Source organism: Kribbella sp. NBC_00889 (assembly GCF_045207705.1).
Classification (GTDB): domain Bacteria; phylum Actinomycetota; class Actinomycetes; order Propionibacteriales; family Kribbellaceae; genus Kribbella.
Genome location: NZ_CP108783.1, coordinates 975657 through 996378, shown reverse-complemented (window position 1 = coordinate 996378; position 20722 = coordinate 975657). Strand labels below are relative to the sequence as shown.

Here is a 20722-nt window from a genome sequence, read left to right as displayed (position 1 = left end):
GCTGCCGATTGAGCACCAGATGTGAATATCTAGTCGGCATCGAATGGATCGACGGCCTCATGGTTGCCGAGGTTACGAACGAGTGTCAAGAGCATGACGCGGACGATTTGCAATCGTTTGCAGTCACGAGATCGCTCGTCGGCAATCGTTTGCATCGAAGTCTTGCCGGGGCCTTCGCCCTGATGGTTTCCTGTCAGCCATGCCCCTTCGCCCACTCCCCCTCGGCGCCACGAAGATCACCGGCGGCTTCTGGCGGGAGCGCCAGCAGATCAACCGGACGTCGACGATCCCGGCCGCCGGCATGCGGCTCGAGGAGGCCGGAACTCTCGGCAACTTCCGTCGCGCGGCCGGACAAGAGCCGCCCTTCGCCGGGAAGCTCTTCGCCGACACCGACGTCTACAAGTGGCTCGAGGCGGTCGCCTGGGAACAGGCCCGGGAGCCGGCCGACGATCTCGCGTCCTGGCAGACGACTGCGGGCGCACTGGTCGCACAGGCACAGGAACCGGACGGCTACCTGAACACGCACACACGACTGGCACTCGGCGGCCGGCGCTTCGCAGACCTGGAGAAGGGACACGAGCTCTACTGCGCGGGCCACCTGCTGCAGGCCGCGGTCGCCCAGTCCCGCGCCACCGGCGATCGCACGCTGCTCGATGTCGCGCGCCGATTCGCCGATCTGCTGTGCAAGACCTTCGGGCCTGGGCGCTTGGAAGGCGTCGACGGTCATCCGTTGATCGAGATGGCGTTGGTCGACCTCTACCGCGAGACCGGGACGGCGTCGTACCTGGAGCTGGCGTCGTACTTCGTCGGGGCGCGGGGGCGCGGGTTGCTGGTGCCGCCGGGGCACCACGGGCCGGCGTACTTCCAGGACCATCTGCCGGTGCGCGAGGTGCGGACACTCGCGGGGCACGTCGTACGTGCGTTGTACCTGGCCTCTGGAGCGACCGATGTCGCGGTCGAGACTGGTGACGCCGAGCTGCTCGATGCGCTGCGGGAGACGTGGCAGACGATGGCCGACAGCCAGACGTACCTGACCGGTGGCGTCGGGTCGAGGTGGTACGGCGAGGCGTTCGGCGACCCGTTCGAGTTGCCACCGGACACGGCGTACTGCGAGACCTGCGCGGCCATCGCCAGCGTGCAGTGGAGTTGGCGGCTGCTGCTCGCGACCGGCGACAGCAAGTACGCCGACCTGATCGAGCGGACGCTGTACAACGCGGTGATCTCGGGGGTCTCGCTGAGCGGTGACAGCTTCTTCTACGTCAACACGTTGAAGGTGCGGCAGCACGCGTATGCCGACGATCAACGCTCCGCGGTTGCGGGGAGGCAGCCGTGGTACGGGACTGCGTGCTGCCCGCCGAACGTGATGCGTACGCTCTCGTCGCTCGACCAGCTCGTGGCGACGTCGGACGCCGATGGAGTCCAGGTGCACCTTTACGCACCGGCTGTGGTGACCGCTGAGTTGGCTGTTGGCAGGGTCGGGTTCGAGGTGGCGACGCGCTATCCGTGGCACGGCCGGGTGACGGTGACCATCACCGAGACGCCGACGGAGCCTTGGACGCTGGGTCTTCGCGTTCCTGCCTGGGCAGACGGTTCCAGCGTTTCCGGACCGCTACGACGGCAGTGGTCTGTTGGCGACCAAGTGGTGCTGGAACTGCCGGTACAGGCGCGGCGTACTGAGCCGGATGATCGGATCGATTCGGTGCGCGGGTGTGTGGCGATCGAGCGTGGGCCGTTGGTGTACTGCTTCGAGCAGGTCGACCAGGACGTCGTACTGGATGAGACGGCTGTGGTGGCGGGCGACCTGGTCGAGCGGGAACGGCCGGAGCTGCTCGGCGGGGTGACGACGGTCGAGGTGCCGGCGCGGGATGGGCAGACGTTGACCGCGATCCCTTATTACGCGTGGGCGAATCGGACGGTCGGTCCTATGACTGTGTGGGTCGATGCTCGTTAGCCAAGCGCTCGGCGACCGAGCGGTCGGTGATGAGGACGTCGACCCATCCACCCAGCAGCGCGGCGCGGATGGCGGCGTACTTGCGCATGCCGCCCGCGACGCCGACGCTGCGAAGGTCGTCGCTGCGGACCTGAGCGGCCGACAGACCGAGCACCCGCTGGTCGAGCTCGGAGCGGACCGGTTTGCCGGCCTCGTCGAAGAACCGCAGGCAGATGTCGCCGACCGCACCCTGGTCCCGCAGTACCTTCTGGTCCTCGACGGTCATCGCGTTGCCGCTCTCCTTCAGCAGCGGAGACGGCTCGAGACTGCCGATCCCGACCAGCAGCAGCGTGAGTCGAGACCAGGCGTCCATCACCTCGGTGACCACCGGGTCCTTCATCAGCGTGCGCTTCGCGCTCACACTGCCGACCAGACCGGGCACCGGCAGCAGCACAGGCGCGGCGCCGGTGAGATCCGCCAGCCGGCCGACCAGCCGGGCCGCGCGCGCCTGAGCAGCCGGGTTGCCAACGCCACCGAGGACTTGGACGACCTCCTCAGCCACCTGCGTCGACCGCGGCGTCATCGACTCGACCGTGGCGAGCAGCGTCGAACTCCAGGACGAGATGCCGATCCGGTCACCGCCGGTCAGCGTCGTCTCCAGGTACACCGACGCGGCCGCGCCGAGCGCCGGGATGATGTGCGCGTCGTCCTCACCACTGGCGTCGACGACGATCACCTCGCGCAGCCCGTAGCGCTGCTCGATCGCGTCCTCGAGCTCGGTGTGTACGCCGCTCGGCGGGATCACGACCGTACGAACGATGCCGGCCACCACGGCCTGCTTCAGCAGCCGGGACACCCGCGGCTGGGAAATGTGCAGCTGCGCGGCGATCTGTGGCTGGCGCACGCCCTGCTCGTGGTACAGCTTCGCAACCTTGGTGAGCAGCCGCAGCTGCTCAGCCGACGGCTGCCGCCGGACCCCTTGGCGTGGGCCCTCTCCCGCACTCGCCGTCGTCATGCTCAGCATGCTAGTGGCCCCTCGACGAGCCACCTACCGCATCGGAAGGTTCAGATGACCTACTACGAAGACCCTGGACCTGGGTACGGCGCTCTGCCTGCGCGCGCGGCGATCCAGACCGACGCACCGTTGATCAGCCTGAACGGGAGTTGGCGGTTTCACCTTGCGGAGTCGGTGGCCGAGGCGCCGGATGGGTTCGAGTGGGACGACTTCGACGACTCGGATTGGGCCGTTCTTCCGGTCCCGTCCAGTTGGCCGATGCACGGGCACGGGCGGCCGGCGTACACGAATCAGGCGTATCCGTTCCCGGTCGATCCGCCGTACGTGCCGACCGAGAACCCGACCGGGGACCATCGGCTGGTGTTCGAGCTGTCGCCGTCGTGGAGTGGACCGACGGTACTGCGCTTCGACGGCGTCGACTCGTGTGCGCGGGTGTGGCTGAACGGGGTGGAGCTCGGGGTGACCCGCGGGAGCCGGGTGCCTGCCGAGTTCGCGGTCGGTGAGGTACTGCGGCCGGGGCGGAACGTGCTCGCGGTCCGCGTGCATCAGTGGTCGTCCGGGAGTTATCTCGAGGATCAGGACATGTGGTGGCTGCCGGGGATCTTCCGCGACGTCACGCTGATCCCGCGACCGGTCGACGGGGTCGGCGATGTCTTCGTGCACGCTGACTACGCGGATGGTGCCGGGATCCTGAAGGTCGAGGCCAGGCCGGGCGCGGTCGTGCGCATCGCGGAGCTGGATGTCGAGGCGCCGGTCGGCCAGAGGCTGACGATCCCGGGAGTCGAGCCGTGGTCGGCGGAGGTGCCGCGTTTGTACGACGCCGTGGTGGAGACGGCTGGTGAGAGCGTCGCGTTGCGGATCGGGTTCCGCACGGTGGCGATCGTCGACGGGGTGCTCACGGTCAACGGCCGGCGGGTGCTGTTCCACGGGGTCAATCGGCACGAGCACGATCCCGTGCTGGGTCGCGTCGTACCCGAGGAGCGGCTGCGGCAGGAGCTGCTGGTGATGAAGCAGCACAACATCAACGCGATCCGGACCAGCCATTACCCGCCGGGCTCTCGGCTGCTGGAGCTGTGCGACGAGCTCGGGTTCTGGGTGATGGACGAGTGCGACTACGAGACACACGGCTTCTTCCTGCTGGACTGGCGGGGGAACCCGGCCGGCGATCCGCGCTTCCTGGACGCGTCGGTCGACCGGATGCAGCGGATGGTCGAGCGGGACAAGAACCACCCGTGCGTGGTGATGTGGTCGCTGGGCAACGAGGCCGGGATCGGCCGGAACCTCACCGCGATGGCGGAGTGGACGCGGGAGCGGGATCCGTCGCGACCGCTGCACTACGAAGGCGATCCGAGCTGTGCGGACGTGGATGTGTACAGCCGGATGTACGCCGCGCACGCCGAGGTCGAGGAGATCGGGAAGCGGGCCGAGCCGCCGCTGGACGATCCGGTGCTGGACGCGCGGCGGCGGGCGATGCCGTTCGTGCTGTGCGAGTACTCGCATGCCGGAGGCAACGGTCCTGGTGGACTGCCGGAGTACGAGGAACTGTTCCACCGGTACGAGCGGTGCCAGGGCGGATTCCTCTGGGAGTGGATGGAACACGGCATCCTGCGTCCGGACGGCACCTACGCGTACGGCGGTGACTTCGGCGAAGAGCTGCACGACGGCAACTACGTCCTCGACGGCCTCGTCTTCCCCGACCTCACACCCCAGCCAGTCCTCCTCGAAGTCCGCAAAGCCTTCGAGCCCGTCCACCTCACCATCACCGCCAACGCCCTGCACCTCATCAACAGGTACGACGTCCTGGACACCTCACACCTGTCACTCCAGTGGTCAGCCGCGGACGAAGGCGAGGTCATCGCCCGAGGAACTCTGGACCTGCCAACGATCCCAGCAGGCGGCGAGGCAACCGTCCCCCTGCCCTCGATCACCGCGCCGATGCAGAACCGTGAACGCTGGCTGACGGTCCGTGCAGTACTGAACACCGACACCGCCTGGGCATCCACGGGCCACGAGATCGCCTTCAGCCAGACCCGACTCGCGCCGCCGCCGGCCCCCACCCACCGTCCGGTGGGCCAGCCCATCAGACGGGGCGGGCCGGAGGGCGAGGTCCGGCTGGGGGGTGCGCGGTTCTGCGGGAAGACGGGCCGCCTGCTCGGGTTGTCCGGCTGGGATGTGGTGCACGTGCCGTTGGAGTTGTGGCGGGCGCCGACTCAACATGACGCCCGGACGTGGGACGCGACGACGCGAGATCGGAAGGCGCGATGGGCTGCGGCCGGGCTGCATCGGTTGCGGTACCGGACCGTGTCAGTGGAGCCGGCCGGGGACGAACTGGCCGTGGTGACGATGGTCGGCGCCGCGGCCACCGACGCTCGGGTGCTCACGACGTACCGCTGGAGTTCGGACGGCGACCGGGTGACCGCGGACGTCGAAGTCGAGCCGGTCGGCGACTGGACCGTGCCGTGGGCGCGCCTCGGGGTGACGTTCGGCCTGCCGGCAGGGTTCGACCGCGTGACCTGGTTCGGGCTCGGCCCCGGGCAGGCGTACCCGGACTCCCGGGCGGCCGCGCGGGTCGGCCGTTACACCTCGACGATCGACGACTTCCAGGTGCCGTACATCTACCCCCAGGAGAACGGCGCACGCGGCGACGTCCGGTGGGCCGAGTTGTCCGGGACCGCCGGGAAGCTCACGCTGACCGGCGAGCCGCACCTGGCCCTGACTCTCCGCAGATGGACCCTCGCCGAGCTGGCAGACGCCGGGCATCGAGAAGACCTGGTACCCACCGATCAACTCTGGATGACTCTGGACGCCCTCCAGCACGGCCTAGGCAGCCCGACCAGCGGCGCGCCGATCCTCCCACCCCACGACCTACAACCCCGCCCCCACCACTTCCGCTTCAGCCTCGGCTGAGCGGGGGTCAGTGGTAGGTCTGGCTGCTGGGTGGGGCGGATTCTACCCAGGCCAGTACGCCGGTGAGGGCTTCTTCGGTCATGGCGAAGTGGACTGTGCGGTCTTGGAGGGCGGCGTCGACTATGACGTGGCCGGCGTACGTGACGAGGGGCTCGTTGCCCATCGGGCGGCGGGTGGTGATGCCTTCGAGCTGGCGGCGGTTGACGACGAGCTTCGGCCACCAGACCAGGCTGAAGACCCGGAACCACTGCAGCTCGTCACCGACGTAGCGGGCCAGGCCCAGGGCCCAGCCGCGGCCGTGGTCCTTCTCGGCCAACTGCAGGCTGCAATCGAAAGTGCCGCCGTCCCTGGACAACCAGCGACGGCGGCACGCGAACGCGATGATCAGCAGTACGGCGGCAAGCAGACAGACCCCGACGACATCGAGGACTGTCCTCATACCTTGCCGACCTCATTCCCGGTGCCCGATAGCGTACTGCCCCGGGCACCCCGGAGAACCGTACTGTCAGTGACGATGTTCGATTATGACAGGTACCGTCAGGCCGTCTTCTCGGCGGCCCTCACCCGGGCCTCGGCGAGGCGGACCTCGTCGGAGTCCGCATCGGTCTCGCTACCGGTCGCCAGCGCTTCCTCGAGTTCGCGCCGGGCTTCCTCGAGATCGATGTCGTGACCCATCTCGGCGTTCTCGGCCAGGATCGAGACCCGGTCGTTCGCCACCGAGATGAAGCCGTCCGGCGCGGCCGCGACGAAGTACTCGTCGTCGACGGTCCGCACCTGGACGGTGCCGCCCTGCAGCAGGCCCAGCAGCGGCGCGTGGCCGGGCAGGATCCCGACGTCACCGTCCGTGGTGCGGGCGATGACGATCCTGGCCTGACCCTGCCACACGGTCCGCTCGGCCGCGACCAGCGCGACCTCGAGGTGCTTGGCAGATTCGTCGGCCATGTCAGTTTTCCTTCTGCAGCTCGGCCCACTTGCGCTCGACGTCCTCGAGCGAACCGACGTTGAAGAACGCCTGCTCGGCGATGTGGTCGCACTCGCCTTCGGTGATCTTCTTGAAGGACTCGATGGTGTCCTTCAGCGGCACGGTCGAGCCCTTGATGTTGGTGAACTTCTCCGCCATGTAGGTGTTCTGGGAGAGGAACTGCTCGATCCGGCGCGCCCGCGCGACGGTGATCTTGTCCTCTTCGGAGAGCTCGTCCACACCCAGGATGGCGATGATGTCCTGCAGTTCCTTGTTCTTCTGCAGGATCTGCTTCACCCGGACGGCCACGTCGTAGTGCTCCTGGCCGATGTACTGCGGGTCGAGGATCCGCGACGTCGAGGTCAGCGGGTCGACGGCCGGGTACAGACCACGCGACGCGATGTCACGCGACAGCTCGGTGGTCGCGTCCAGGTGCGCGAACGTGGTGGCCGGCGCCGGGTCGGTGTAGTCGTCCGCGGGCACGTAGATCGCCTGCATCGAGGTGATCGAGTGACCCCGGGTCGAGGTGATCCGCTCCTGCAGCACGCCCATCTCGTCGGCCAGGTTCGGCTGGTAGCCCACCGCGCTCGGCATCCGGCCGAGCAGCGTGGAGACCTCGGAACCGGCCTGGGTGAACCGGAAGATGTTGTCGATGAAGAGCAGCACGTCCTGCTCCTTGACGTCGCGGAAGTACTCCGCCATCGTCAGCGCGGACAGCGCGACCCGCAGCCGGGTGCCCGGCGGCTCGTCCATCTGACCGAAGACCAGCGCGGTGTCCTTGAAGACGCCGGCCTCTTCCATCTCGTTGATCAGGTCGTTGCCCTCACGGGTCCGCTCGCCCACGCCGGCGAACACCGACGTACCACCGAAGTTGTGGGCGATCCGGTAGATCATCTCCTGGATCAGCACGGTCTTGCCGACACCCGCACCGCCGAACAGGCCGATCTTGCCGCCCTGCACGTACGGCGTGAGCAGGTCGAGCACCTTGATGCCGGTCTCCAGCATCTCGGTCTTCGACTCGAGCTGGTCGAAGGCCGGCGCCTTGCGGTGGATCGGCCAGCGCTCGGCGATCTCGAACTCGGACTCGTCCTGGTTCAGGCACTTGCCGGTCACGGACCAGACCCGGCCCTTGGTGACGTCGCCGACCGGAACGGAGATCGCCGAGCCGGTGTCGCGCACCTCGACGCCGCGGACGAGGCCGTCGGTGGGCTTCATCGAGATCGCCCGGACGATGTTGTCGCCGACGTGCAGCGCGACCTCGAGGGTGATCGTCTGGGTGACGTCGCCCAGGGTGATGTCCACCTCGAGCGCGTTGTACATGTCGGGCATCGCATCCGCCGGGAACTCGACGTCGACGACCGGGCCGATCACCCGGGCGACGCGACCGACGGCAGTCGAACCGGCCTCGTTGTTCTTCTCGGTAACCGTGGCAGTCATCTCTCTCACTCGCTCCCGGCGTTCGCGTCGGCCAGCGCGCTGGCGCCACCGACGATCTCGCTGATTTCCTGGGTAATTTGGGCCTGGCGGGCCTGGTTGAGGTCCCGCGTGAGCTTCTCGATCAGGTCCTGCGCGTTGTCCGTCGCCGACTTCATCGCCCGCTGCCGGTTGGCCAGCTCGGAAGCGGCCGCCTGCAGCATGCAGTAGTGGATCCGGCTGGCGACGTACTTCGGCAGCAGCCCGTCGAGCACCTCTTCGGCGGACGGCTCGAACTCGTACAGCGGCAGTACGTCGTCCGCCGCCGGCGCCTCCGCGCCCTCGACGACCTCCAGCGGCAGCAGGCGGATCACGTCCGCGCGCTGGGTCAGCATCGACACGAACCGGGTGAAGACGATGTGGATCTCGTCCACGCCGCCCTCCTCGGTCGGGGTCAGGAAGGCCTCGATCAGCGCGTCGGCGATCTCCCGCGCACGGGCGAACGACGGAGCGTCGGAGTCACCGCTCCACGACTGCGCGACCTCGCGCTGCCGGAAGGTGTAGTACGCGATGCCCTTGCGGCCGCTGAGGTACGGGACGACCTCTCTGCCGTCCTCGCGCAGCAGCTGGTTCAGCCGCTCCCCTTCACGGATCACGTTGGCCGAGTACGCCCCGGCCTGACCGCGATCGGAGGTGATCAGCAGCACCGCGGCCCGCTTCGGGTCGGGCTTCTCGGTGGTCAGCGGGTGGTCCACGTTCGAGAACGTCGCCACCGCCGACACGGCACGGGTGAGCTCACGCGCGTACGGACCGGCCGCCTGGGCGCGCTGCTGCGCCTTGACGATCCGGGACGCCGCGATGAGTTCCATCGCCCGGGTGAGCTTCTTGATCGTCGAGACCGAGGCCTTGCGATCGCGTAGCTCCCGCAGATTGGCTGGCACCGTCGATCAGCCCCGCTTCTGCCGGACGATCTGCTCCTGCTCGACGTCCGCCTCGTCCATCGCCTCGGCCTCCGCCTCGGTGCCCAGCAGGGTGCCCTCGGAGGTCTGGAAGGTCGGCTTGAACGCGTTCAGCGCCTCGGTCACGGCCTGGGCCGAGTCGTCGTCGAACAGACCGGATTCGCGGATGCTGTCGAGCACCTTGCTCTCCCGGCGCAGGTAGTCCAGGAAGTCCCGCTCGAAGCGCAGTACGTCGTCGACCGGAACCTCGTCGAACTTGCCCGTCGTACCGGACCAGATGGAGACGATCTGGTCCTCCACCGGATACGGCGAGTACTGCGGCTGCCGGAGCAGCTGGACCAGCCGCTGACCCCGGTCGAGCTGCCGGCGGGAAGTGGCGTCGAGGTCGGACGCGAACATCGCGAACGCCTCCATCGCGCGGAACTGGGCCAGGTCGATCTTCAGCGAGCCGGACACGTTCTTCATGCCCTTGACCTGCGCGGCGCCACCGACCCGGGACACCGAGATACCGACGTCGATGGCCGGCCGGATGTTGGCGTTGAACAGGTCGGACTGCAGGAAGATCTGGCCGTCGGTGATCGAGATGACGTTGGTCGGGATGAACGCCGACACGTCGTTGGCCTTGGTCTCGATGATCGGCAGACCCGTCATCGAACCGGCGCCGAGCTCGTCGGACAGCTTCGCGCAGCGCTCCAGCAGACGGCTGTGCAGGTAGAAGACGTCACCCGGGTACGCCTCACGGCCCGGCGGGCGGCGCAGCAGCAGCGACATCGCGCGGTACGCCTCGGCCTGCTTGGTCAGGTCGTCGAAGACGATCAGCACGTGCTTGCCCTGGTACATCCAGTGCTGGCCGATGGCCGAGCCGGTGTACGGCGCGACGTACTTGAAGCCGGCCGGGTCGGATGCCGGGGAGGCGACGATGGTGGTGTACTCCATCGCGCCGGCCTCTTCGAGCGCACCGCGGACCGCGGCGATCGTGGAGCCCTTCTGGCCGACCGCGACGTAGATGCAGCGGACCTGCTTCTTCGGGTCGCCGGACTCCCAGTTCGCCTTCTGGTTGATGATCGTGTCGACCGCGATCGCCGTCTTGCCGGTCTTGCGGTCACCGATGATCAGCTCGCGCTGACCGCGGCCGATCGGGATCATCCCGTCGATCGCCTTGATACCGGTCTGCAGCGGCTCGCGGACCTCCTGGCGGTCCATCACGCCGGCCGCCTGCAGCTCCAGCGCACGGTCGCCCTCGAGGTCCTTGATCTCGCCCAGGCCGTCGATCGGCTTGCCCAGCGGGTCGACGACGCGGCCGAGGTAGCCCTCGCCGACCGGCACCGACAGCACCGAGCCGGTCCGGCGGACCTGCTGGCCCTCCTCGATCCCGTCGAACTCACCGAGGACGACGACACCGATGTCGCGGACGTCCAGGTTCAGCGCGATGCCCCGGGTGCCGTCCTCGAACTCGAGCAGCTCGTTGGTCATCGCCGAGGGCAGGCCCTCGACGTGCGCGATACCGTCACCCGCGTCGACCACGGTGCCGACCTCTTCGCGGGCCGCCTCCGCCGGTTGGTACTCGGTGACGAACCGATCCAGGGCGTCCCGGATCTCCTCCGGCCTGATCGTGAGCTCAGCCATTGTGTTCCTGCTTCCTTGACCCTGCTGGCCTGTTGTGGCTCTAAAGGCTTTCCCGACCCCTAGCGCCGCTTTATGTCGTTAAGGGGGTTCAGCCCGCGATGCGCCGTTGCGCTTCGTCGAGCCTGGCCGCGATGGTTCCGTCGATCACTTCGTCGCCGATGTCCACCCGCACGCCGCCGACCACGTTGGGGTCGACGATCACGTTCAGCTGGATGTCCCGGCCGTACTGACGGCCGAGTGCCTCGGCCAGCCGGGTGCGCTCGGCCTCGGAGAGGTCGGTCGCGACCCGGACGGTGGCGATGCTGGCGTTGCGCCGGGCCGCCGCGGCGACCTGGTAGGACCGCAGCGACGCCGCGAAGCTCCGGCCGCGTCCGTCCACCGCACGCTCGGCCAGCCGCATCGTGGCGGCGTCGGCCTTGCCCTGCAGCAGTCCGGCGAGCAGCTGCTGCCGGGCCGTGAGCGGGATGTTGTGGTCGCTGAGCTTGTCGCTCAGCCCCCGCTCCACCGCGACGATCCGGTCCAGCCGGAACAGTTCGTCCTCGACGTCGTCCAGCTTGCGCCGGGTGTCGGCGTACGCCACCTCGGCCTCGACACTGAGCTGGTCCAGCGCGTCCGCGAGGTCGCGGCTGCTGACCCAGCGGCCGGCCACGGCGGTGGTCAGGACCTCCTCCGCCGGGGTGGAGATCTTGCCGCCGAGCAACTGCCGGACCAGCGCGACGCGGGCGTCCCGCGGCCGGGCCGGGTCGGTCAGTGCGCGCCGGAGCGCGCCTGTGCCGTCCAGCAGCTTGGCCACAGAGAACAGCTCGACACCGAGCTCATCGGTCACCGTGACACCCGCCAGGGCCTCCCGGGCCTTGGCGAGTGACTCGTTCGATGCGCCGCGCATCAGCCGTCCGTTCCGACGGCCTGACGTGCGGACTCGGAGGCCTCGAGGTCGGCCAGGAACCGCTCGACGGTGCGACGCTGACGCGCCTCGTCCTCGAGCGACTCCCCGACGATGCGGCCGGCCAGCGTGGTCGCCATCGTGCCGACCTCGGCCCGCAGCGCGGCCACGGCCTGCGCCCGCTCGGCGTCGATCTGGGTCCGCGCGTGCGTGACGATCCGCTCGGACTCGGCGTTCGCCTGCTCACGCATCTCCGCGATGATCTGCGCACCCTGCTCACGCGCGTCCTCGCGGATCTTCGCCGCCTCCTGCCGGGCCTCGGCCAGCTGCGCGTTGTACTTGTCCAGAGCCGCCTTCGCCTCGGCCTGGGCCTGCTTGGCCGCATCCATCCCGCCTTCGATCGCCTGGGTCCGATCGGCGTACGCCTTCTCGAACTTGGGCACGACGACCTTGGCGAAGGCGATGGCCAGCAGGATCAGGAAGACGAAACCGAAAATGATCTCGGCGGTGTGTGGCACCAGCGGGTTGACTTGCTCACCCTCCGCGGCCAGCGGTAGCACCTTCGTCAACATGTCTGAATCCTGTCAGTCGGAGGAAAGTAGCTCAGGTACGGAAGACGAAGGCGAGCGCGATACCGATGATCGCCAGCACCTCGGTCACGCCGAAGCCGATCCATGCGATCGACTGCAGCTTGCTCTGCGCCTCCGGCTGCCGCGCGGTGCCGTTGATCACGGCGGCGAAGATCAGGCCGACGCCGACGCCCGGGCCGATCGCGGCGAGGCCGTAACCCAGTACTGCGATGTTGCCGGTGATGTCGAGTGCGGTCATTGCAGTGTGTTCCTTTCGGTACGGATAGCGGCTATCCGGATTTCCGTTACTACGGTCTGTGGGGCGGTGCAGGTACTGCGGATCAGTGCTCCTCGGCGATCGCGCTGCCGATGTACTGCGCGGTCAGCACGACGAAGATGTACGCCTGGATGCACTGGACGAACAGCTCCAGACCGGCGATCGCGAGGCCCATCAACCAGGTCACGACGCCGACGCCGGCCAGGGCGATGTTGCCGGTCTCGAAGACCAGGTACTCGCCGCCGAGCACGAAGACCAGGAGCAGGATGTGGCCGGCGAACATGTTGGCGAACAACCGCAGGCTCAAGGAGACCGGCCGGACCAGGATGTTCGAGATGAACTCGATCGGGATCATCAGCGGCAACAGCCAGACCGGCACACCGGCCGGCATGGTCTGGAGCTTGAAGTAGCCCCAGACGCCGTGCCTCCTGATCCCGACCGCGTTGTAGATCACCCAGGTCATGATCGCCGCCGTGTACGCCCAGCCGATGTGGCTGAACGTGGGGAACTGGACCAGCGGGACGGTCGCGGCGACGTTGTTCAGCAGGATGAAGAAGAACAGGCCGCACAGGTAGGGCACGAAGCGCATGTACTCCGCGCTGCCGATGGCGTCGCGGGCGATCGAGTTGCGGACGAAGTTGTACCCGAGCTCACCGGCGAACTGCAGCTTGCTCGGCACGATCGCCGCCTTGCGGGACGCACCCCAGAAGAACCAGACGATCACGACGACAGTCAGGGCGGACACCAGCACTGGCTTGGTGAACCAGTCCACGCCGTCGATGATCGGCGGAAGGTCGAAGCTTTCGGGACCGGGCGGGTTGAACTCGGTCGGAACGCCGGCAATCACCGGGTCTCCTCTCGCGTCGTGCTCAAGTCGGACGCCTTGTGGCTAAGGGCAGGGCGGCTCAGGGCATGGCGGTCAACAACGTCAGACCCGGCAGGGGTCAGGACCGCGACCCGTACCGGAAGTGCAGCAACAAAACGGTGAGCCCGGCACCGAGGACGATGCCCACCGGGAGTAAGAACTGGGTGCCCAGCAGGCGATCCAACCCGAACCCGATGGCGCCGTACACGACGACTCCGCCGATCAAGTAGGACAGGACCCGCCAGCCGTCGCCCGCATTGCCGGGTGATGGCTTCGGATCCTCGTGCTCGCTCATTGGCACCCGAAAGGTACCAGTCCGCGACACGACCGGTCACATCGGCTCCCGTAACCCTCACCACAGCAGGGAGGTGCTTGATGATGAACTCGCTCCGCTCGTTCAAGCCGCTACCCAAGGTGGTCATGCGGTGACCTCGCCGTCGAGGTCGTAGATCGGGATGCGCAGCCGCGACCAGGCCCAGATCTCGCCGGCCATCCAGCCCATCACGACCACCAGCGCACAGATCCCGAGCACGGTCAGATTCACGTGCCGGGCCAGGCCGTCCGAGCTCAGCGCGACGGCGAGCAGGCCGCCGAAGATCGCGATCCGGCCGGTGTACGACGCCATCGCGACGGCGAGTTGCATCGTCGGGGAGGTCCGGCGGGACAGGTGCAGCGCGAGCAGGCCCGCGCCGGAGAAGACGACGACGATCAAGAACCCCAGCAACGCGCCCCACAGGCCGGGCAGACCGGCCGCGACGGTTGACACCGCGGCCGCGTTGACGCCGACGACGAGCGCGGCGATCAGAGCGCCGCGCAGCATTGCCAGCGCCGGGTGCCGAGTGGCCTGGCCGGCGACTTTCGGGCTGTGAGCCGAGGGAGCCATCTGCTGGTTCCGTCCTGCTGGCGACCGGGTCTCGCGGCTCGGTCGTCGGGTGGGCGGGGTCAGGGGTGTCGCTGTTCTTTGCTGGTGCTTGTGAAAACTAGCACAAAGTCTGCGCGGTCAGCAAAACGAGCGGTCCTGCCGCTGTACACGAACACCCTATCGGTAGGCCACACCGCCGAGTGGTCTGGTCCCTGGTCGTTCTGGGTCAGACCTTGGCGAGCGGTTTCCGGGATCGCCTCGGCAGACCCGTGGTGAGCAGGACCGCGGTGACCGCGACGGCCAGCACGATCAGGGCGGTCCACCAGAACAGGACGAGCCCGAGGACCACCACGCCGTAGGCGATCAGGGCGGTCCACAGGTACATCAGCAGGACCGCGCGACGGTGCGAGTGGCCGCGTTGCATCAGCCGGTGGTGCAGATGGAGTTTGTCCGCCGCGAACGGCGACCGGCCGGCCTTGGTACGGCGTACGTAGGCCATCGTCAGGTCCAGCGCGGGGATCGCGAGCACGGCGATCGGCAGGACCAGCGGGAGCAGCGCCGGCAGCAGGCTGGAGCCGCCGACCTCGTACGGAACCGCGTTCGGATCCATCTGGCCGGTCAGGCTGATCGTCGACGCCGCGAGCATCAGGCCGATCAGCAGGGCACCGGAATCGCCCATGAAGACCCTGGCAGGGAAGAAGTTGTGCGGCAGGAAGCCGAGGCACGCACCGGCCAGCGCGACCGTGATCAGGGTCGACGTCGTCGCCCGGTCGAGGTTCTGCTCGAAGTTCAGCAGGTAGGAGTAGATGAAGAACGCGGTTGCCCCGATCGCGGTGACGCCGGCGGCCAGGCCGTCCAGGCCGTCGACGAAGTTCACCGCGTTGCAGGACACCAGCAGGATGCCGGCGGTGAGTACGGCGAGCTGCGCGGGCGATGGCGACACCACACCGCCGGGCAGTGGAAGCCAGTACAACTGGATGCCCTGGACAACCATCACGCCGACCGCGAGCACCTCGCCGGCCAGCTTGGTGATCGCGTCCAGCTCGTACAGGTCGTCGACCACGCCGACGGCGCAGATCACCACGCCGCCGATCAGGATCGCCCGTGCGTCGTGCGCGACCTGCAGGCTGTTGCCGAGGAACGGCAGGTTGGATGCGACGGCGAACGCGGCGATCAGGCCGCCGAGGATCGAGATGCCGCCGAAGTACGGGATCGGAACCTTGTGCACGTCGCGGGCCCGTACCTTCGCGACGGCGCCGTACCGCAGCGCGATCTGCCGGGCCACGCCGGTCAGCAGAAAGGTCGTGGCCATCGCCACGAACAGGACCAGCAGATACTCGCGCACTAGGTCGCAGGCCTCACATCGTCCGGTTCGGACGGCTTCTCGTCGTCCTTGGCTGGGGACGGCGGCTTGTCGTCCTGCTCGTTGGACGCCGCAACGGGCTCTTCGGTTGGCTTCTCATCGGTCTCGTCCGGCGTCGCTTCCGGCTCGTCGGCCTTCGCTTCCGGCTCGTCGGCCTTCGCTTCCGGTTCTTCGTCCTGCTTTTCTTCCGGCTCTTCGTCCGGCTTGTCGTCGTCCAGGTAGCTGGTGACGCCCGGGACGACGGCCCGGAGCTGCTCCAGCGACAGGGCGCCGAGCCGTACGACGTGAGGCGTGTCGCCGGTGATGTCGACGATGGTGGACGGCTGCCCACCGGTCGCCGTACCGCCGTCCAGGTAGACCGCGACCGTGTCCTCCAGCTGCTCCTCGGCGTCGTACACGTCGAGCGCCGCGGGCCGGCCGCTCTTGTTCGCCGAGCTGACCGCGAGCGGACCGGTCCGGGAGAGCAGTTCGCGGGTGTTCTCGTGGTCGGGCACGCGCAGCGCGACCGTGCCCTGGGTCTCCCCCAGGTCCCACATCAGCGAGGTCTGCGCGTGGCAGATCACCGTCAGCGGGCCGGGCCAGAACTCCTGGCACAGCGTGCGGCCGTCGTCGGGGACGTCGGTGGCGAGCGCGTCCAGCGACTCCACCACCGAGATCAGCACCGGCGGCGGCATGTCCCGGCCACGGCCCTTGGCATCCAGCAATCGCTGGACCGCGTCCGCCTTGAAGGCGTCCGCGGCGATGCCGTAGACGGTGTCGGTCGGAAGGACGACCAGGTCGCCGGCCTCGATGGCGTCCACGGCCGCTCGATAGGCCGGTGCCAGCTCGTCGCCGGTGAAGTCGAAGCGCTCACTCACGCACCGCATCGTGCCACCCGCGACCCCTGCGACTCCAGCCGGGCCACGGCCCGGCGGATCCTGACAAGTGATTGTGAGCTTTCCGGCGGATCGCGCCGGAGACTCCTAGGATCCCGGCATGACTGTGTCGCGTGAGTTCCTTGCCGGGTTGCCGAAGGCCGAACTGCATGTCCACCACGTCGGGTCCGCATCGCCGCGGATCGTCGCCGAGCTCGCCGCCCGGCACCCCGGGTCGCCGGTGCCGGCCGACCCGGCCGCGCTGGCCGAGTACTTCCAGTTCACCGACTTCGCCAAGTTCATCGAGGTCTACCTGAGCGTCGTCGAGCTGATCAAGACGCCCGAGGACGTCCGGCTGCTGACCTACGAGGTCGCCCGCGAGATGGCCGCGCAGAACCTGCGGTACGCCGAGCTGACCTGCACGCCGTACACGTCGGTGGTCCGTGGGATCGCGCCCGAGGCGTACTGCGAGGCGATCGAGGACGCGCGGGTCGCGGCCGAGAAGGAACTCGGGATCACGCTGCGGTGGATCTTCGACATCTCCGGTGAGGACGGGGTGCCGGGCGCCGACGAGACCCTGCGGATCGCGACCAGGATCCGGCCCGAGGGCCTGGTCGGGTTCGGCCTCGGCGGACCGGAGATCGGCGTACCGCGGCCGCAGTTCCAGCCGCACTTCGAGGCCGCGCTCGCCGCCGGACTGCACAGCGTGCCGCACGCGGGTGAGACGACCGGTCCGGAAACGATCTGGGACGCGGTCCGCGTGCTGAAGGCCGAGCGGATCGGCCACGGTACGTCGGCCATGCAGGACCCGGCGCTGGTCGACTACCTGGGTGAGCACCGGATCCCGCTCGAGGTGAGCCCGACGTCGAACATCGCCACCCGCGCGGTCGCGTCGTACGACGAGCACCCGCTGCGCGCGATGGTCGACGCCGGTCTGGTCGTCACCATCAACTCCGACGACCCGCCGATGTTCGGCACCAGCCTGACCAACGAGTACGCCGTCGCCGCCCGTCTGCTCGAGCTCGACGAGGCCGGTGCCGCCGAGCTCGCCAAGACCGCCGTGCGGGTGTCGTTCGCCGAGGACTCAGTGAAGCACGCCCTGCTGCAGGAGATCGACGCCTACGTAGCCGGTTAATTGCTCCGCGTTATCCTTCCGGCGTGAGGGGCGACCTGCGGCCGGACGAGTTGGTCGACCTCGTCTGGGGTGACGCCCCGCCGCTCGTGGTTGGCTGGAGCGATGCGGAAAGTCTGTGAGGTGCTGGCCATGGCCAGTGTGCTGGTCGGCGCGGCTGCCTGCAGTGACGCGCCCGCGAGTGTCGGCTCCGCGCCGACACCGGCGAAGACCTCTCCCCGTCCGTCCGCTCCTGCCACACCACAGCCTCCCCCACCTCCGTCGGGCAACGGCGGCCTGCCGCGGGGCGGGCGAGTGATCTTCCCGAAGTACCAACTCGTCGGGTACGTCGGCCTGCCGGGCTCACCCGCACTCGGGCCACTGGACAAGGACCTGGAGAAGAAGGCTGCGACGCTGGAGAAGCTCTCCAAGTCGTACGCCGCCGAGCGGATACCGCAGCCGGTGATGGAGCTCATCGCGGTGGTCGCGAAGGGGTCGCCGGGCAAGGACGGGCTGTATCGCGGACGGCTGGCGGACGCGGCGATCGACGAGTACCTGACGGTCGCGCGCAAGCACAAGATGTTGTTGCTGCTGGACATCCAGCCGGGCCGGGCGAAGATCCTGCCCGAGGTGAAGCGGCTCGAACGCTGGCTGAAGGAACCCGACGTCGGCCTCGCGTTCGACCCCGAGTGGGCGGTCGGTCCGGGTCAGGTCCCCGGCCGGGTCTACGGTCATACGACCGGCGTCGAGCTCGACAGCATCGCGTCGTACCTGTCGGGTCTGGTCCGCGCGAACAACCTGCCGGAGAAAGTGTTCGTCTTCCACCAGCTCTCCACCCGCATCGTCAGCAACGAGAAGGCGCTGACGAAACACCCCGGCGTCGTCACGATCAAGTCCGTCGACGGCATCGGCGCCCGCACCGACAAACTCGAGACCTGGGGCAAGCTGACGGCCACCCTTCCATCGTCGGTGCACGCCGGCTTCAAACTCTTCTACACCGAAGACACCCGGCACGGTCCGCTGATGACGCCACCCCAGGTCCTCGCCCTCGAACCCCGCCCGGAGTTCGTGGTCTACGAATAGGTGTTAGATCTTGCGGCCGGTGCTGAAGCGATGGCGGCCGGAGAGATCCAGTTGGTCGCGGACCTCGGCGAAGGCCCGGGTGGCGGTGAACACGGCCGGAGCTGATTCGCCTTGTACGTCGGCGTGTTCGCAGGCGAACCAGCCACCTGGTTTGAGCAGGCGGGCCGCAGTGGTCGCGACGACCTTGATCTCGTCGAGGCCGTCATCTCCGGACCACAGGGCCAATGCCGGGTCGTGGTCGCGTACCTCGGCGGTGACAGATTCCCAAGCGGTCAACGGGATGTACGGCGGGTTCGCGATCACCGCATCCACCTGGCCGTCGTACTCCGGGAGACAACCATCGATGTCGCCCTCATGGAGGGTCGCACCGGTGCCGGCCAGGTTGCGGCGGGCCCAGACGCAAGCCTCGGGCGACAGTTCGACCGCGTGGACCGTGCTGTCGGGACGTTCGGTTGCGACCGCACCCGCGATCGCGCCGGAGCCGGTGCACAGGTCGACGACGAGCGGCTCAGGTACATCGACCAGTCGGTCCAGGATCCAGCCGACCATCACCTCGGTCTCCGGCCTCGGCACGAAGACACCGGGCCCGACCGCCAGCTCCCGATAGCGGAAGGCCGCCGTACCGGTCAGGTGCTGGAGCGGTTCACGATGCGCGCGGCGGGCGATCAGCTCGTCGTACCGGCGTACCTGATCCTCGGTCGGGTCGCCGAGATTCAGCCGGCTGGTGCCGGTGACGAAGGCGAGCAGCTCCGCGGCGTCGAAGTCAGGTGACGCGACACCAGCGTCGCGCAACCGGGCGGCGGCGTCGGCGACCAGGATCTTGGTGCTCACTGGGATTCGACGGCCTCGAGCCGGGCGGCGAGGTCGGCGTCGGTCAGCGCCTGGATCACCGGTGCCAGGTCGCCGCCGAGGACCTGGTCAAGGTTGTGCGCCTTGTAGCCGACGCGGTGGTCGGAGAAGCGGTTCTCCGGGAAGTTGTAGGTGCGGATCCGCTCGGACCGGTCGACGGTCCGGATCTGCGAACGACGGGCGTCGGACGCCTCCTGGTCGGCGGCCTCCTGCGCGGCGGCGAGGAGCCTGGCCCGCAGGACACGCATCGCCTGCTCACGGTTCTGCAGCTGGGACTTCTCGTTCTGCATCGACACCACGATGCCGGTCGGCAGGTGGGTGATGCGGACGGCCGAGTCGGTCGTGTTCACGCTCTGCCCACCCGGACCGGACGATCGGAACACGTCGATGCGCAGATCGTTCTGGTCGATCTCGACGTCGACGTCCTCCGCCTCCGGCAGCACCAGGACACCGGCCGCGGAGGTGTGGATCCGGCCCTGCGACTCGGTCACCGGCACCCGCTGGACCCGGTGCACGCCGCCCTCGAACTTCAGCTTCGCGTACGGCGCCTCACCCGGCTCCGGAGTGCCCTTGGCCTTGACGGCGACGGTGATCGACTTGTAGCCACCGAGGTCCGACTCCGCGGAATCCAGGACTTCGGTCTTCCAGTGCTGCGACTCGGCGTACTTCAGGTACATCCTCAGCAGGTCGCCGGCGAACAGCGCCGACTCGTCGCCGCCCTCACCGGCCTTGATCTCGAGGATCGCGTCCTTGTCGTCGCTCGGGTCCCGCGGCACCAGCAGCACCTGTAGGCGCTCGGCCAGCTCCTCGCGACGGGCGGTCAGCTTCGCCGCCTCCTCCGCGAACGCCGGGTCCTCGGCCGCCAGTTCCTTGGCCGCGCCGATGTCGTCCGCGGTCCGCAGCCACTCGTCGTACGTGCGGACCACCGGCGCCAGCGCGGCGTACCGCTTGCCGACCCGGCGGGCGTTGGCCTGGTCGGAGTGCAGCGCCGGATCCGACATCTGCCGCTCCAGCTCGGCGTACTCGGCCTTGAGCGTCTGAACCGCCTCGAACATCGTGCACTCCTCCTCTCGCAACGCCCCGATATCCGAACCGCGCCAGCCCCGCACAAAGGGGGTGCGGGTGGCGAAGCCCCCGCTCGCGGCAAGCGAAGCGCAGCCGCACAACACGCGAAGGCGAGGTGGCCTGCGCTGTC

The 20722-nt window shown here is 68.4% G+C and carries 20 protein-coding genes; 4 read left to right on the top strand and 16 right to left on the bottom strand.

Annotated elements, in window-relative coordinates; all coding sequences use genetic code 11:
* Window positions 1-199: 199 nt before the first annotated feature.
* Window positions 200-1951: a glycoside hydrolase family 127 protein gene (locus tag OG817_RS05050; protein ID WP_406052454.1), complete on the top strand. Its 1752-nt coding sequence runs from the start codon at window positions 200-202 to the stop codon at window positions 1949-1951.
* Here the strand turns inward: OG817_RS05050 and OG817_RS05045 are convergent.
* Window positions 1923-2945 carry a sugar-binding transcriptional regulator gene (locus OG817_RS05045; RefSeq protein WP_360440092.1) on the bottom strand — a complete coding sequence of 341 codons (1023 nt, stop codon included), beginning with the start codon at window positions 2943-2945 and terminating at the stop codon, window positions 1923-1925. The genes OG817_RS05050 and OG817_RS05045 overlap by 29 nt on opposite strands.
* Before the next feature lie 54 nt (window positions 2946-2999).
* Here OG817_RS05045 and OG817_RS05040 point away from each other — a divergent pair, with 54 nt between their 5' ends.
* The gene (locus OG817_RS05040; protein WP_406052453.1) at window positions 3000-5852 is read left to right on the top strand and encodes a glycoside hydrolase family 2 TIM barrel-domain containing protein; all 2853 of its coding nucleotides are present in this window, start codon (window positions 3000-3002) and stop codon (window positions 5850-5852) included.
* Between the two features lie 7 nt (window positions 5853-5859).
* On the opposite strand, the gene OG817_RS05035 is transcribed toward OG817_RS05040, so the two are convergent.
* From OG817_RS05035 to OG817_RS04975, 13 genes are all read right to left on the bottom strand, one after another.
* Window positions 5860-6291 (bottom strand): DUF2550 domain-containing protein, encoded by a 432-nt coding sequence (locus OG817_RS05035; RefSeq protein WP_131356041.1) that lies wholly within the window; start codon window positions 6289-6291, stop codon window positions 5860-5862.
* A 98-nt stretch (window positions 6292-6389) separates the two neighbouring features.
* A complete protein-coding gene (locus tag OG817_RS05030; RefSeq protein WP_131356043.1) occupies window positions 6390-6794 on the bottom strand; it encodes a F0F1 ATP synthase subunit epsilon in 405 nt (134 codons plus the stop codon).
* 1 nt (window position 6795) lies between these two features.
* Window positions 6796-8250: a F0F1 ATP synthase subunit beta gene (gene atpD, locus OG817_RS05025; protein ID WP_360446564.1), complete on the bottom strand. Its 1455-nt coding sequence runs from the start codon at window positions 8248-8250 to the stop codon at window positions 6796-6798.
* 5 nt (window positions 8251-8255) lie between these two features.
* Window positions 8256-9167: a F0F1 ATP synthase subunit gamma gene (locus OG817_RS05020; RefSeq protein ID WP_406052451.1), complete on the bottom strand. Its 912-nt coding sequence runs from the start codon at window positions 9165-9167 to the stop codon at window positions 8256-8258.
* Between the two features lie 6 nt (window positions 9168-9173).
* Window positions 9174-10811, bottom strand: coding sequence for a F0F1 ATP synthase subunit alpha (gene atpA, locus OG817_RS05015; RefSeq protein WP_360446562.1), 1638 nt, complete (start codon window positions 10809-10811; stop codon window positions 9174-9176).
* Between the two features lie 88 nt (window positions 10812-10899).
* Complete coding sequence (locus OG817_RS05010; protein ID WP_406052449.1) at window positions 10900-11697, bottom strand: F0F1 ATP synthase subunit delta; 798 nt, start codon at window positions 11695-11697, stop codon at window positions 10900-10902.
* Window positions 11697-12266: a F0F1 ATP synthase subunit B gene (locus tag OG817_RS05005; protein WP_406052447.1), complete on the bottom strand. Its 570-nt coding sequence runs from the start codon at window positions 12264-12266 to the stop codon at window positions 11697-11699. The genes OG817_RS05010 and OG817_RS05005 overlap by 1 nt, the downstream gene beginning before the upstream one ends.
* A gap of 31 nt (window positions 12267-12297) precedes the next feature.
* On the bottom strand, window positions 12298-12522 hold the full coding sequence (atpE, locus tag OG817_RS05000) for an ATP synthase F0 subunit C (protein WP_131356058.1): 225 nt from the start codon (window positions 12520-12522) through the stop codon (window positions 12298-12300).
* Between the two features lie 82 nt (window positions 12523-12604).
* Window positions 12605-13387 carry a F0F1 ATP synthase subunit A gene (gene atpB, locus OG817_RS04995; protein WP_396393785.1) on the bottom strand — a complete coding sequence of 261 codons (783 nt, stop codon included), beginning with the start codon at window positions 13385-13387 and terminating at the stop codon, window positions 12605-12607.
* Between the two features lie 97 nt (window positions 13388-13484).
* Window positions 13485-13700, bottom strand: coding sequence for a hypothetical protein (locus OG817_RS04990; RefSeq protein WP_393395545.1), 216 nt, complete (start codon window positions 13698-13700; stop codon window positions 13485-13487).
* 123 nt (window positions 13701-13823) lie between these two features.
* Window positions 13824-14288 carry a hypothetical protein gene (locus tag OG817_RS04985; RefSeq protein WP_406052445.1) on the bottom strand — a complete coding sequence of 155 codons (465 nt, stop codon included), beginning with the start codon at window positions 14286-14288 and terminating at the stop codon, window positions 13824-13826.
* Between the two features lie 205 nt (window positions 14289-14493).
* Window positions 14494-15612, bottom strand: coding sequence for an MraY family glycosyltransferase (locus OG817_RS04980; RefSeq protein ID WP_360446556.1), 1119 nt, complete (start codon window positions 15610-15612; stop codon window positions 14494-14496).
* Window positions 15612-16496 carry an L-threonylcarbamoyladenylate synthase gene (locus tag OG817_RS04975; RefSeq protein WP_406052443.1) on the bottom strand — a complete coding sequence of 295 codons (885 nt, stop codon included), beginning with the start codon at window positions 16494-16496 and terminating at the stop codon, window positions 15612-15614. The genes OG817_RS04980 and OG817_RS04975 overlap by 1 nt, the downstream gene beginning before the upstream one ends.
* A 109-nt stretch (window positions 16497-16605) precedes the next feature.
* Here OG817_RS04975 and OG817_RS04970 point away from each other — a divergent pair, with 109 nt between their 5' ends.
* Complete coding sequence (locus tag OG817_RS04970; RefSeq protein WP_406052441.1) at window positions 16606-17619, top strand: adenosine deaminase; 1014 nt, start codon at window positions 16606-16608, stop codon at window positions 17617-17619.
* A gap of 129 nt (window positions 17620-17748) precedes the next feature.
* Window positions 17749-18678: a hypothetical protein gene (locus OG817_RS04965; protein WP_406052440.1), complete on the top strand. Its 930-nt coding sequence runs from the start codon at window positions 17749-17751 to the stop codon at window positions 18676-18678.
* 3 nt (window positions 18679-18681) lie between these two features.
* On the opposite strand, the gene prmC is transcribed toward OG817_RS04965, so the two are convergent.
* The gene (prmC, locus tag OG817_RS04960) at window positions 18682-19509 is read right to left on the bottom strand and encodes a peptide chain release factor N(5)-glutamine methyltransferase (protein ID WP_406052438.1); all 828 of its coding nucleotides are present in this window, start codon (window positions 19507-19509) and stop codon (window positions 18682-18684) included.
* A complete protein-coding gene (gene prfA / locus OG817_RS04955) occupies window positions 19506-20582 on the bottom strand; it encodes a peptide chain release factor 1 (RefSeq protein WP_360446551.1) in 1077 nt (358 codons plus the stop codon). Before prfA ends, prmC begins: the two co-directional genes overlap by 4 nt.
* Window positions 20583-20722: the final 140 nt, after the last annotated feature.